This window comes from Providencia sp., assembly GCF_003533305.1.
GTDB lineage: Bacteria > Pseudomonadota > Gammaproteobacteria > Enterobacterales > Enterobacteriaceae > Providencia.
The window spans coordinates 19,443-32,526 of record NZ_DOEH01000013.1 but is presented as its reverse complement, the minus strand read 5'-3'; the positions used below and the strand labels follow the sequence as shown (position 1 = coordinate 32,526).

The 13,084-nt window shown below is 39.7% G+C and carries 11 protein-coding genes; 3 read left to right on the top strand and 8 right to left on the bottom strand.

The genetic code is table 11. The features are described from left to right. Positions 1-48: 48 nt before the first annotated feature. From DD649_RS06275 to ppiB, 5 genes are all read right to left on the bottom strand, one after another. Entirely contained in the window at positions 49-1,305 is a 1,257-nt protein-coding gene (locus DD649_RS06275; RefSeq protein WP_294104786.1) for an MFS transporter, read from the bottom strand. Between the two features lie 123 nt (positions 1,306-1,428). Continuing rightward, complete coding sequence (gene purK / locus DD649_RS06270; RefSeq protein WP_294104782.1) at positions 1,429-2,511, bottom strand: 5-(carboxyamino)imidazole ribonucleotide synthase; 1,083 nt, start codon at positions 2,509-2,511, stop codon at positions 1,429-1,431. Then, positions 2,511-3,026: a 5-(carboxyamino)imidazole ribonucleotide mutase gene (gene purE / locus DD649_RS06265; protein WP_294104761.1), complete on the bottom strand. Its 516-nt coding sequence runs from the start codon at positions 3,024-3,026 to the stop codon at positions 2,511-2,513. Before purE ends, purK begins: the two co-directional genes overlap by 1 nt. Before the next feature lie 156 nt (positions 3,027-3,182). Beyond that, entirely contained in the window at positions 3,183-3,905 is a 723-nt protein-coding gene (lpxH, locus tag DD649_RS06260) for a UDP-2,3-diacylglucosamine diphosphatase (protein WP_336429595.1), read from the bottom strand. Between the two features lie 11 nt (positions 3,906-3,916). Further along, positions 3,917-4,411 (bottom strand): peptidylprolyl isomerase B, encoded by a 495-nt coding sequence (gene ppiB / locus DD649_RS06255; RefSeq protein WP_294104757.1) that lies wholly within the window; start codon positions 4,409-4,411, stop codon positions 3,917-3,919. Positions 4,412-4,785: 374 nt separating this feature from the next. Here ppiB and cysS point away from each other — a divergent pair, with 374 nt between their 5' ends. The 3 genes from cysS to DD649_RS06240 all read left to right on the top strand — a co-directional run bounded on the left by cysS (position 4,786) and on the right by DD649_RS06240 (position 9,019). After that, the gene (gene cysS / locus DD649_RS06250) at positions 4,786-6,174 is read left to right on the top strand and encodes a cysteine--tRNA ligase (protein ID WP_294104756.1); all 1,389 of its coding nucleotides are present in this window, start codon (positions 4,786-4,788) and stop codon (positions 6,172-6,174) included. A 537-nt stretch (positions 6,175-6,711) separates the two neighbouring features. Next, the gene (locus DD649_RS06245) at positions 6,712-7,578 is read left to right on the top strand and encodes a hypothetical protein (protein ID WP_294104755.1); all 867 of its coding nucleotides are present in this window, start codon (positions 6,712-6,714) and stop codon (positions 7,576-7,578) included. A gap of 229 nt (positions 7,579-7,807) precedes the next feature. Further along, positions 7,808-9,019, top strand: a complete 1,212-nt coding sequence (locus DD649_RS06240; protein WP_294104753.1) for a protein-tyrosine phosphatase family protein — start codon at positions 7,808-7,810, stop codon at positions 9,017-9,019. A 69-nt stretch (positions 9,020-9,088) separates the two neighbouring features. Here the strand turns inward: DD649_RS06240 and fruA are convergent, their stop codons facing one another. The 3 genes from fruA to fruB are packed head-to-tail and all read right to left on the bottom strand — an operon-like array spanning position 9,089 to position 12,887. Further along, positions 9,089-10,780 carry a PTS fructose transporter subunit IIBC gene (fruA, locus tag DD649_RS06235; RefSeq protein ID WP_294104751.1) on the bottom strand — a complete coding sequence of 564 codons (1,692 nt, stop codon included), beginning with the start codon at positions 10,778-10,780 and terminating at the stop codon, positions 9,089-9,091. Between the two features lie 14 nt (positions 10,781-10,794). After that, positions 10,795-11,736: a 1-phosphofructokinase gene (gene fruK / locus DD649_RS06230; RefSeq protein WP_294104749.1), complete on the bottom strand. Its 942-nt coding sequence runs from the start codon at positions 11,734-11,736 to the stop codon at positions 10,795-10,797. Continuing rightward, complete coding sequence (gene fruB, locus DD649_RS06225) at positions 11,733-12,887, bottom strand: fused PTS fructose transporter subunit IIA/HPr protein (RefSeq protein WP_336429590.1); 1,155 nt, start codon at positions 12,885-12,887, stop codon at positions 11,733-11,735. The genes fruK and fruB overlap by 4 nt, the downstream gene beginning before the upstream one ends. Positions 12,888-13,084 lie beyond the last annotated feature (197 nt).

The window sequence follows — 13,084 nt, the reverse complement described above, 5'->3', positions numbered from 1 at the left end:
TTATGTATGCTCATCGGGATATCGCTAGTTAACTATTTGAATTATATATTATGAGTGATTTAAAGTTGGGGGCTTCATTCGTAATGTTAGTAACAAAATCACAATAACCGGCGCTGCAATAATCAAAAATGCAGGCGTGAAACTGCCAGTATAATCTTTTACTGCACCTGCAATGAAAGGGGCTAAACAGGCAATCGTGGAAAATAAATTAACGATGGAAAAAAGTTCTAAATAAGGGCCGCGACCGAAATAGTTAGACAATAAGACACTGGATGCTAAAAAAGTCATGCCATAGCCAATACCAACAAAAATAACAAATAAAATCAACCAGAACCAAGAAGTAGCAATACTTAAGAAAACCACACCCAATACCATAATAATTAAACTACCAATCAGTAACTTTTTAGGTTCTAGCCATTCGCCAGCGGCACCACCAATAAATCGAGAAAATGCATTTACGAAAGCCATGGTGCTGAGTAATGACACCGCTACCGTCATACTAAACCCTCGTTCTTCAATATGCGCGACCGCAAAGCTATTGACGGTAATACCACACCATAAAAATGAAGTGTAAGTTGCGGCAATTAAATAAAATTGCCAAGTACGTAGTGCTCGGCCTACGGTCCAAACCTGATTTGTTCGATAAACAGGTTTGTTGGCATTGCTGACTTGTTTTTGCATCACCATTTTGGCGTGAGCTTGTTCTTTTTTACCTTCGCGCAGCATCAAGATGGTGACTAATGTAATGACACTCAAGTAAATCGCACACAGTACCCAATGCATCCGCCAAGAACCGAGTTGATTAGAGGCATAAAAATAGATCCAAGGCCCTGCCACGCCGCCTAAACCACCAATCGTAAAATAAAGACCGAATGCTAAAGATTGCTTTTCAAATAAGCGGGAAAGTACATAGGTGCCTGGCACCGTGGCAAGTAAGGTGAAACCTACCCCAATTAAGGCGGTACCAAGAAAGTAAGTGCTGATGATTTCGGTAGAATAGAGATTATAGAAACCGGCAATAAAGAATAACGTGCCTAGCAATAATGTTAAGCGGACACCCACCTTACGAATGAGTAAAGAAGGCAAGAAACTGGCTAGCCCACAGGTTAATCCAAGCAAAGTAAAACCAAACCCTGCTTCCGTCCAGCTCCATTTTAGTTCTTCTATCATCCCGGGCAATACCACGCCTAAAGAGGTGAATGTGGTCGCAGTAGCTAAAAAATAAACCATCCCTAATAGAACTAAAATGCTCCATTGATAGAAAGGGCTAAAAGTTGGAGAGGGTGCGGCTTGTACGTCTGGCATGTCGGCTCCAGTAAAACCGTATGCCTTTATATTTTGATATTTATTATCAACAGGAGTACGGCAAAAATAACAAAATGCCCGAAATTAAATATTCGGGCATCGAATAGGGGCTATTTTCGCTATTTATTGGCGAGAGTACCAGTCTAATTTTACTTTTGCCCACTCAATGCCACTTTTATACTCATTTGGCAGCAAAGTTGTTAGTGCATCAAGTGTTGAAGTGAGTTTGTCGCAATCATGGTGAGACAGGTTTAAATGTCCCACTTTGCGTACTGGGCGTACTTCTTTTTCATACCAGTGTAGATGAACTAATGGCAAGCTTAGCCAGTCAGCATTTACGTAGGTTCCAATTAAATTAACCATTACTGCTGGGCTCTCGACTTCAGGGGAGGGCATGGGTAAATCTAAAATAGCGCGTAAATGTAACTCAAACTGGCTGATAGATGCGCCATTTTGTGTCCAGTGGCCGCTATTATGCACCCGTGGTGCAATCTCATTAATGAGTAATTTATCGCCGACGACAAAACATTCCATTGCCATCACACCAATATAATCAAGTTCATCCATGACAGCGCTCAACATCGATTGTGCTTTTTGCTGGTGGGCATTGCTTGATTTAGGGAAGGCGACACTGGTGCGTAAAATACCTTCTTGATGAAGATTATGTGTAATTGGGTAAAAAACAGATTTTCCGGCTCGGTTTCGAGCACCAATAATAGAGACTTCGGCATCAAAGGGAATGCCTTGTTCGACAATACATTCACCATAAATTTCAGCAGGTAAATCAGTTTCATCGCCGGGTCTTACACGCCACTGCCCACGGCCGTCATAGCCACCAGTGCGGCGTTTTACAATCAGAAAGTCACCTAATGTGGCAAATAATTCAGGCCATTGATCAGGGGATTCAAGTAAAGCCCAAGGGGCGGTGGCAAGTTGCAATGAATCATATAAGTTTTTTTGTGGGGATCTGTCTGCTAAACGTGGAAAAATATCACGGTTAATAAACGCATTATGACGGGCTAATTCTTTGGTTAAGGGGGTTTCTGGCCAACGTTCAATTTCTGCGGTGATCACGCTTTGTTGATAAGGAACGGCTTCTGGTTCCGCATCTAAGCCTACTGGAAAGACAGCTATTCCCAGCGGTTCACCGGCTTGACGCAACATACGACCAAGCTGACCATTTCCTAAGACACAAACTGGTTTCATTATGCCTCCCGTGGATCTGGGTTATTTAGCACATCTTGAGTTTGTGTTTCACGCCATGCTGATAAGCGTTTAAAAATATCCGGATTGGTTATCGCCAAAATTTGTGCCGCTAATAGTGCGGCGTTTGCGGCTCCTGCTTTCCCTATTGCTAAGGTGCCAACAGGAATGCCCTTTGGCATTTGCACGATAGAATACAGGCTATCAACTCCACTAAGTGCAGCACTTTGTACAGGAACGCCTAGAATAGGCACGAGGGTTTTCGCTGCTAACATACCGGGTAAATGTGCCGCTCCACCTGCACCTGCAATGATCACATCAAAGCCGTTTTTTTTAGCCTGTTCTGCAAATGAAAACAGTTTATCGGGCGTGCGATGAGCGGAGACAATTTCAACATGAAAAGGCAGTTGCAGTTCAGTCAACACATCAGCAGCATGCTGCATGGTTGTCCAATCACTTTTAGAACCCATAACAATGGCGATTTTTGCCGCAGATTGAGCAGGAACTTGGGCAGTCATTTAGTGCTTCCCTGTATTTAAAAAATATCACCGGTAAGGTGGGAAATGGAATTAAGTCGATCATATCATGGTAATGCGGTAAGGAAAACGTTTGCGTGGTTGTTTTTTTAAGCTAACAGTAGGCGTAAACGATAAAAATAATGAGAGATAAATTAATCAGAATGGGAAAAAAATGAGCTCAATACCTTGTTCATTAATCACAAATGCAGAGCCTTCTTGATGCCATGCACCGAGCACACCTCGATAATGTGGTTTGTCATTAATGGCAATTTCATGGATAGCAGGACGGTGGGTGTGTCCGTGGATCATCCAGTCAGCATGATATTTTTGCATCTCAGTAATGACGGCTTGTGGATTAACATCCATGATCGACTCAGATTTCATACTGCTCGCGTGCTGGCTATCACTGCGCATTTTTTGTGCAATTCGGCGGCGAATAAACAAGGGTAGAGTGAGAAAGAGCTTTTGTATCCAAGGTGTATGTACTTTTTTACGGTAATTTTGATAGGCTGCATCATCAATACACAGGGTATCGCCGTGTAAAATCAATATTCGTTTACCATACAGTTCTAACAATGTTTCTTGAGGTAAGATAGTCATACCGCACTGTTTAGCATAACGTTGACCAATTAAAAAATCACGATTTCCATGAATGAAATAGCAAGGGATACCGCGCTCAGTCAGTTGTTTTAGCGCTTGAGCTACCTGTAGGTGAAGCGGATTATCGTCATCATCGCCAATCCAATAATTGAAAAAATCACCGAGTATGTATAAGCGCTCAGCGTGGATAGCTTGCTGCTGAATAAAATGGATAAAACCGGCGGTGATCGCCGGTTCATCTTCACTCAGATGTAAATCTGCAATGATGTAAGTGGACATATCTTCTGAGATTACTCGCTGATAGTCACTTTTTCGATCAGAACGTCTTCGCGTGGTACGTCTTGGTGGTGACCACTACGACCCGTTGCTACGCCTTTGATCTTGTCAACAACGTCCATACCTTCAACAACTTCAGCGAATACACAGTAACCCCAACCATCAGGGCGCTCTGAACGGAAGTTCAAGAAGTCATTGTCTGCAACGTTAATAAAAAATTGTGCAGTTGCAGAGTGTGGATCATTAGTACGTGCCATCGCCAATGTACCACGGGTATTTTTTAAACCGTTGTTGGCTTCATTTTTAATCATGGCTTTCGTGTCTTTTTGTTTCATGCCAGGCTCAAAACCACCGCCCTGAACCATGAAACCGTTAATAACACGGTGGAAAATGGTATTATTGTAAAAGCCTTCGCGGCAGTAAGCTAAGAAGTTTTCGACAGTTACTGGTGCTTCGTCGTTAAAAGTTTTAATAACAATGTCACCGTGATTTGTATGAAATGTAACCATAATAGCTATCCTGAATAATTGTTTTTTATGCGCTCTCTGATGAAAGCGTTGAGATCAGAAAGTTTATATCACAGATGAAACCTGACTTGAAGCGACAGCGCATTTTGTAAAAATTTTATTGTGCGCAAAATAAGTCCAGTATCGGGGAATAAACCCTGTTCAATACCTTGCATTCTGGGGGTGATCGGGGTTCAATATCATGGTATTTTTATTCACAGATAGCTAATGTGGATATCGTGGTTATCGTTCAACTTTTCGCCTTGTGGCGATCCGAAGTATTTTAAGTCATGAGATATGATCGCTGCCTTAATCTGTGACATGTTTCAACTAAATGATAAATAACACATATTGTGCTAACAAATGGAAAAATTCAGATGCTACAAATTTACAACACACTAAGTCGTCAAAAAGAAGAATTTAAGCCCATCCACTCAGGGAAAATTGGGATGTACGTGTGTGGCATCACCATTTACGATCTGTGCCATATTGGTCACGGACGTACCTTTGTTGCTTTTGATGCAATTAGCCGTTATTTACGTTATTTAGGTTACGATTTAAATTATGTGCGTAATGTAACGGATATTGACGATAAAATTATTAAGCGTGCAGCAGAAAATAATGAAACTGTTGAAGCGTTAACGACACGTATGTTAGCTGAAATGCATAAAGATTTTGATGCATTAAATATTCTGCGTCCAGATAGTGAGCCTCGAGCGACAAGGCACATTGAAGAAATTATCGAATTAACCCAAAGTTTAATTCAGCGCGGCCACGCCTACGTCGCTGAAAATGGCGATGTGATGTTTGAAGTAAAAACTGACCCAGATTACGGGTTATTATCTCGCCAAGATTTAGACCAATTACAAGCAGGTGCGCGTGTTGAAGTCGCTGATGTAAAACGTAATCCAATGGATTTTGTATTATGGAAAATGTCGAAAGAAGGTGAACCAAGCTGGGAATCACCTTGGGGCTTAGGCCGTCCAGGCTGGCACATTGAATGTTCTGCAATGAATAGCAAATCCCTTGGTCATCATTTTGATATTCATGGTGGAGGTTCTGATTTAATGTTCCCACATCATGAAAATGAAATCGCTCAATCCACCTGCGCCCATGATGGTCCTTATGTTAATTATTGGATGCACTCGGGTATGGTGATGGTCGATAGAGAGAAAATGTCTAAATCTCTCGATAACTTTTTTACGATCCGTGATGTATTAGCGTATTACGATGCTGAAACAGTGCGTTATTTCTTATTATCTGGTCATTATCGCAGCCAGCTTAACTATACAGAAGAAAACTTAAAGCAAGCACGTACTGCGTTAGAGCGACTGTATACGGCTTTACGCGGAACGGATAAAACAGCGACTCCTAAAGGTGGTGAGGAGTTTAAAGCCCGTTTTTGTGCCGCAATGAATGACGATTTTAATACCCCAGAAGCTTATTCCGCACTGTTTGATATGGTACGTGAGATTAACCGCTTAAAAGCTGAAGATATGGCTGCGGCAAACGGTATGGCTGCTCAGTTGCGTGAGCTTTCGGGGGTATTAGGTCTTTTAGAGCAAGATCCGGAAACCTTTTTGAAAGGCGGCGCACAAACGGAAGATGACGCTGAAGTGGCTAAAATCGAAGCGTTAATTAAGCAACGTAATGATGCGCGTAAGAATAAAGAATGGGCATTAGCGGACGTGGCGCGTGATGAGCTAACTGCCATGGGGATTGTACTGGAAGATAGCACTGCTGGCACGATTTGGCGCCGTAAATAAAAATACTCATCATATTTCAAGCTGTAGCAGCGTTGGTTTCACTCGGCTACCCGAATCACATACTTGTGTATGCTCATCGGGATAGCCTTGTTTACCGCCTTGCTACAACTCGAACTATTTTGAGTATTTAATGGATATAATTTATTAAAAGTCATTAATAGTTTTGTTAGTTCCATTTGGCTACCTGAATAATATACTTATGTATACCCTGAAATTCCCTTACTTGCCGTCTACCCACAGTATGAATTATTTAGCGTATTCAATGGTCATAAATGATAAAAAATAGCTAATGGTTTTATAAAACCTTCAAACCTTCAAGAACAAGAAATAATTATTTTCTTCTCAAATATTGTGTGTAAATAACATATCAGTTTTAGTGTCGTTGGTTTCACTCGGCTACCCGAATCACATACTTGTGTATGCTCATTGGGATAGCTTGGTTAGTTTCTAAATCTGCAAGAAATAATTATTTTGTTGTCAAATAATGTGTATGAATTACATACAATCTGCAATTATTTGATATAAGGGAACAAAGTTATGACAACAGCGGCCAGTTTATTAGGTAGATCTCCAGTTAATATGCCCCTACAAAATGAAAATCGACAAAATAGTGATGCTCAGCAAAATATGAGTATAACATCGGTGAAAAATACCAATATTAATAGACCTTCTTGTTTTCGTGGATTAAAAAATCAGATGATTAATTTATGGCATCGATTTATTCATTGCATTATTAATAAACATGCTTCATCTATGACAACCTTAAAACCCAGTTTTATTAGCTATATTAAGGATGAAGGTAATGATTTCGCTAAAGATATTAGTGTTGTGAATAAAAAAGAAAATGGCCTATCCATTATAAACAAAGAAAATTTAATAAGAAAATCGAATGAGCTTTTAAGTGCGTCTAAATATACTGAACAATATTTAAAAATATTACTCAATGAGGCACCAAGTGCATTGATAATTTTAGCTACAAATACAGAACTTGAGGAAAAAACGTGTGATGACGCTCATGCACCTATCTTTTTTCAAGGTGAAAAATTTAAAAAATATGGCGATATCAATATTCTTTCCGTTAAAACTTCAAATACTCAGAATATAGGCCGATTGGCTATCGATAACTACAATATTACACTTGGTGGTGACAAGGTGGTTACGTCAATACCCGTTATTCATGTTGTTAATTGGTTGGATGTTTCCTATTTAAATGAAGATGATAAACAAAATCTATTAGGCCACATAACGGAAACAATAAATAATCGGAAAAAACTATCTTTACCACAATCTGGTTATGAGAGGAAACTTCCAGAACCAAAAAAAGAGCTATTTGCACTTTCTTTTAAAAGTAATAAAGCTGATACTTTTTTTGAAAGTTTTAGTGTGATTAATAAAGTTATTTAATAATATTATTAAAATTAAAATTTAATGCTAAATTGATTTAGGCGCGCTGGTTCGAAGGAGTAGGTGAAAATTTATTGATAATCCATCGTAATTTAAACTGAGATCGATTCTTGTCACTTCTGTATGGTCATAACTAATTTATGGCTAAATTTGAAAGAAACAATTATTCCTATAATGAATAATAAGATTAAGTAATAAACAAGTTAATTATTATTTGAGATAGTTGATCGTGAATGTATTTAAAAAACAAGCTGTTATAGCACAAGTTACTTCTTTGCCTCATTCTACTGAATTTACAGATGATATTGCTGGTGTTAAAGAGCAAAAGACTGCACCTCCAACTTTATTGGCGAATATGAAGTCTGTTAAAAATACAACGATAAAAACACCATTTTTATCGAAAATACAAAGTGCCATTAACACATTAAAACAATGGAGCCATTCGATTATTGATAAGGTAATTGGAATCAGAAAACAACATGTACCAACTGATACTCAGAATATTAGGTCAACAGCATCCCAAAATTATGAAGCTATCGCTTTAACTCAAGGACCAAGTAATTCTCTTCTGGCACTAGATGAACAGCTAAGTTTTGAACAATTAAAGGCTATGACAAGCCAAAGGATTACCGATCAAAAAATTGTTTATGTAAATAAAAGTAATGGTGTTCTTGGCGCTCGGTATAGTGATATACCCACAGCTAAAAAAACTCAAGTACATATCATTGATGAACTAAATAAAAAAATAGGCTTACCGGCTAATCATTTGCAAATTAATGGTGAAAATATTGCTATTCGCTCTCAGTATCCTATAGAAGATAGTAAAAAATTAGAAAACCATATTCGAATGATTGTGGATAATAAAGTTCCCGCCATACTGATTTTAGCGTCAAAAAATGATATAATAAAAGGCAAACTCCCAGCCTATTTTATGGAAAATAAAAAAAGTGGAGCTTTTGAGGTAACTGTCACTCGCCCTAATAAACATATCACTATTAAGAAGGGGGAGTTAATCATTGAACGTTATAAAATGAAAATAAGTTATGCCCAAGATGGTATTAAAAAAAATCATTATATACCGGTGAGTCATGTCACTAATTGGGAAGATAAAACAACAGTAAAAGCAATGGATGTAGTCGCTTTAGCAAAAGAAGTTAATTTAATGACTAAAACAAAGTTAAATGGATGGGCCACAAGTAATAGAAACAAAGAGAATAACCTAAGAGAACAACTTCCTTTGATTCACTGTAAAGCTGGTGTTGGTCGTACAGGATTGGTTGTTGGTGCAATGCAATTAATGAAATCAGAAAATACATTATCAGCAACAGAAATTATCTTAGATTTACGTGAAAGTGGTACACCAACTATGGTTCAGACTAGAGAACAGCATCATACATTACAGGAAGTTGAAAAAATCATGAAGACGGATAAGCTAGTTTAACAATAAACAGATATACCTATTAAAAATCCCCCAATTAAGGGGGAATCAAATATTTTTATTCACAATATATTAAGCGATACTTGCCATTTCTTGTTCCGCTTCTGGTGAGCTGGCTTTTTTAATCAAAGCATACAAAATACCTGAAACCAACGTACCGGCAATAATCGCGAATAAATACATCAGAACATGGTTAACCGCCTCGGGTATTAGCAGCACGAATAAACCACCATGTGGCGCCATTAATTGAATACCAAAGAACATGGATAACGCACCTGTTATCGCTCCACCGATAATACAAACTGGGAGCACACGGATGGGGTCTTTAGCGGCGAATGGAATTGCCCCCTCAGAAATAAAACATAAGCCTAAAACAAAGGATGCTTTACCCGCTTCTCGCTCAGCTTGCACAAATTTATGGCGAGCAAGTAATGTTGAGAGCCCCATTGCTAGTGGTGGTACCATACCTGCGGCCATAATGGCGGCCATTGGAGCATAGGTTTGCGAACTTAATAAACTCACACCAAAAGCATAAGCGGCTTTATTAATTGGTCCACCCATATCCGTACACATCATGGCACCTAAAATAGCCCCTAAAATAATGGCATTAGTGCCTTGGATTGAGATCAACCATGTTGTTAGCTTAAGCATTAAAAATGCAGCGGGTTGACCGATGACATAGATCATCGCCAGTCCGGTAATTAATGTGGATAGTAACGGTATAATTAAAATTGGCTTTAATGCCGCCATTGACTGTGGCAATTTAATTTTTGTGCTAAGAAATAGTGCACAGTAACCGGCTAAAAATCCTGACACTATCCCGCCAAGAAAACCTGCACCTAAGGTGACGGCAAGGGCACCGCCGACTAAACCAGGGGTTAAACCGGTTCTATCGGCTATTGAGTAAGCAATATAAGCGGAAAGCACTGGCACCATTAAGCCGAGAGCGGTATCACCACCGATAACTTTAAGCGCCCAAGCCAAAGTACCTTGTACTTGAGCCGAGTCTAAGCCGAAAGCGAATGACAGCGCAGTACAAAGACCCCCAGCGACCACCATCGGTAACATATAGGAAACGCCAGTCAGTAAATGCTTATAGACACCGCGTTTTTCACCTTGTGAATGTGTTTCAGAATTAGCAGTACTTTGAGCGCTAAATACCGTCGCCTCCTTCAGTGCTTTATCCATCTCTTGGGCGGTCTTCTTGAGTGCAGCGCTGGTGGAGGTGCGATACATGCGTTTGCCTGCAAACTTGTCGACATTCACTTCAATATCCGCAGCAACGATCACCAAATCAGCTTGGTCAATATCTTCTGCCGTGATCTCATTACCGACACCGACAGAACCGCGAGTTTCAACTTTGATTTTCCAGCCACGTTTTTTAGCTTCAGCTTCGAGCGCTTCAGCGGACATATAAGTATGAGCAACCCCTGTGGGGCAAGCGGTAACCGCAAGGACAGAAAGCGTTTTTGAATTTGTTTGTGCGGATGTTGTTGATTCTATTATTGTGGCTTCAGCTTTTGCTTTAGCTAAAAATTCGGTAGGCTGTCTGATGGCTTCATCAGGATGGCCAAAATAGATTTTTTTATCCAGAGCTTCAAAATTTTCAGGCAGCTCGTCCCCAAAAATAATAACCACATCAGCATCTGCTGCTTTATCGGTAATCGACATATCTTGCGTGGAAAGCGCACTTTTTAGTGCATCAAAGGCAAGCTTTATCGCTGCGGGGCCTTGCTGATTATTTGCAGTAATCCATAGTTTCATTATGTTTATCCTCACTACAACGTGAAAGGTTGCAAATCAATACGCGCCATCATGCGAGCTAGCTGCGTTCTATCTGTGATACCGACATTCGGTTGGGAAACGGCAAGAGCGGAAATTGCAGTTGCTAAGCGCAGCGTATGTTCACTGGTTTGTCGCATCATCAGACCATAAATTAGACCGCCAACCATTGAATCTCCGGCACCAACAGTACTGATAACCTCACAATGAGGTGGTTTAGCAAACCATGCGCCAGATGAATTTACCCACATTGCTCCTTCTGCACCTAAGGAGATAACAACATGGGCAATGCCTTGGCTGCGTAATTGATTCGCGGCTTCCACGACATCTTTATGTGTCGGTAGTGGTTTACCTGCCCAGATTTCTAATTCGCGGTGATTTGGTTTGACTAGCCAAGGTGAGGATTTTAAGCCAGCAACAAAAGATTCACGGCTACTATCAAAAATAACGCACATACATTCATTACGTAGGCGTAGCATCCATTTAGTGAAATCTTCGAGATCAACACCTTCAGGAATACTGCCGCTGACACAAATCATATCGAATTGGCCCGCCCAACTGAGTGAGTCAGCGACAAAACGTTGCCAATCTGCTTTCGTGACTTTGAAGCCTGAAAAATTAAAGTCGGTCACATGACCGCTTTTTTCAGTTAACTTTACATTAATGCGTGTTCGACCTTCTACAATTTGAAAGCGATTGGCAATGCCGGTTTCACTAAACACTTTTTGAAAACCGTCTTGATTTTCTTTACCTAAAAAGCCGCCAACAGTGACATCAATACCAAGGTTTTTTAGAACCTTAGCCACATTAATACCTTTCCCTGCCGCATGAAGTCCTGCGGTTTTAACCAGATTCACTTCACCAGTATCAATTTCAGGCAGTAAGCCAACCAAATCATAAGCCGGGTTTAAAGTGATGGTTGCAACTCTCCTGTTCATGCTATTTCCTCTCCAAGACCTGAATTAATGGCATTACCGATCGCGGATATCGCTTCTTGGGCGTCAGCACCTTCAGCATGAATACGCAGGCGGTGACCACATTTAGCGCCTAAACTGACGATTTTCATCAAGCTTCGTCCATTTACAGGGGTGGCGGTGCCATCGAGATTACTTACAGTGATTGCGCTTTTGAACTTTTTAATATTGCTGACTAGCATGGTACTAGGACGTGTGTGAAGTCCATGTGGATTATGAACAATAAACTCTTCTGTCACGGCATTTTGTTCTGATGTGTCGCTTTCTTGGTTATCATTTTGGGCACAAAAGAGTGAGATAAGGTTATCAACGTTATCTATTTTAAATAAATCATTTATTTTTTTATTTTGTAATAATTGATTGATTTTAAATAAAAAATCATCAACCTGACTATTTGCATAGGAAATAGTAATTAAACCTTTAACAGGGTTATTTTGATACGTGAATTCGTTTTTTACCGTTGATAACGCAATGGCACTGTGAATATTACCAGTGACACTATCACTCAACCAAATGCTCTGGCCTAAGTAATAGGGGGTTTCAGTTAATACTCGAGTGATAAAATCAGTGCTAATAGATTCTGAGTTTTGTAAGCTAATAATATTTTGCATTTTTAACGCATTGATATTATTAGTATCAATATTCAGGGTAACCATGGTGTCATCAAATTTAAGAGGCTGAATCTGACTTTCCCCCATAAGTAAGCTTCTTAACGTTTCCACGGAATTTGTTTTTGCCATTTCCTGGGCAATATTTTCATCGCTAATAATGTGTGTTAATTGACGCAATAGTGTTAAGTGCTCGTCAGATTGTGCGGCAATACCGATGACAATATAAGCGATTTGGCCTTCACCCCAGTCGATTCCTTGAGGAAACTGAAATACAGCAAAACCCGTTTTCAATACTTGAGAGCGCGTATCTACTGTGCCATGAGGGATAGCTATCCCATTACCTAAGAAAGTTGGCGCTTGGTTTTCTCTTTCTAACATGCCTTGAACATAACCGCTTTTAACATATCCGGCTTCAGCTAGTGCCGCTGCAATTTGTTCAATTGCATCTTGTTTGCTGTGCGCGGTGGCAGCAAGATGAATATCTTTAATTGACAGGTTAAACATGATTTCTCCTGATTATTCTTTTTAAGAACCAATTCAGACAAAACGTGCCAAATTGATTAGTTGTTATACGTGTTATCGTTAACAATATAGCTGAATCGATAAAGCTTGTCTATGAAGTAGGCGGATGAAAAATGAGATCTTGCTGGCAAAAAGAGATTTTTAGCGCAAATTTATATTTTTAAAAATTGGTTAATTGA

Bases quoted from the DNA above. Each gene is read 5' to 3' on its own strand.
- fruK (WP_294104749.1), bottom strand. From the start codon at position 11,736: ATGAACAGGAGAGTTGCAACCATCACTTTAAACCCGGCTTATGATTTG.
- fruB (WP_336429590.1), bottom strand. From the start codon at position 12,887: ATGTTTAACCTGTCAATTAAAGATATTCATCTTGCTGCCACCGCGCAC.
- lpxH (WP_336429595.1), bottom strand. From the start codon at position 3,905: ATGTCCACTTACATCATTGCAGATTTACATCTGAGTGAAGATGAACCG.
- fruA (WP_294104751.1), bottom strand. From the start codon at position 10,780: ATGAAACTATGGATTACTGCAAATAATCAGCAAGGCCCCGCAGCGATA.
- ppiB (WP_294104757.1), bottom strand. From the start codon at position 4,411: ATGGTTACATTTCATACAAATCACGGTGACATTGTTATTAAAACTTTT.
- DD649_RS06245 (WP_294104755.1), top strand. From the start codon at position 6,712: ATGACAACAGCGGCCAGTTTATTAGGTAGATCTCCAGTTAATATGCCC.
- DD649_RS06275 (WP_294104786.1), bottom strand. From the start codon at position 1,305: ATGCCAGACGTACAAGCCGCACCCTCTCCAACTTTTAGCCCTTTCTAT.
- purK (WP_294104782.1), bottom strand. From the start codon at position 2,511: ATGAAACCAGTTTGTGTCTTAGGAAATGGTCAGCTTGGTCGTATGTTG.
- purE (WP_294104761.1), bottom strand. From the start codon at position 3,026: ATGACTGCCCAAGTTCCTGCTCAATCTGCGGCAAAAATCGCCATTGTT.
- cysS (WP_294104756.1), top strand. From the start codon at position 4,786: ATGCTACAAATTTACAACACACTAAGTCGTCAAAAAGAAGAATTTAAG.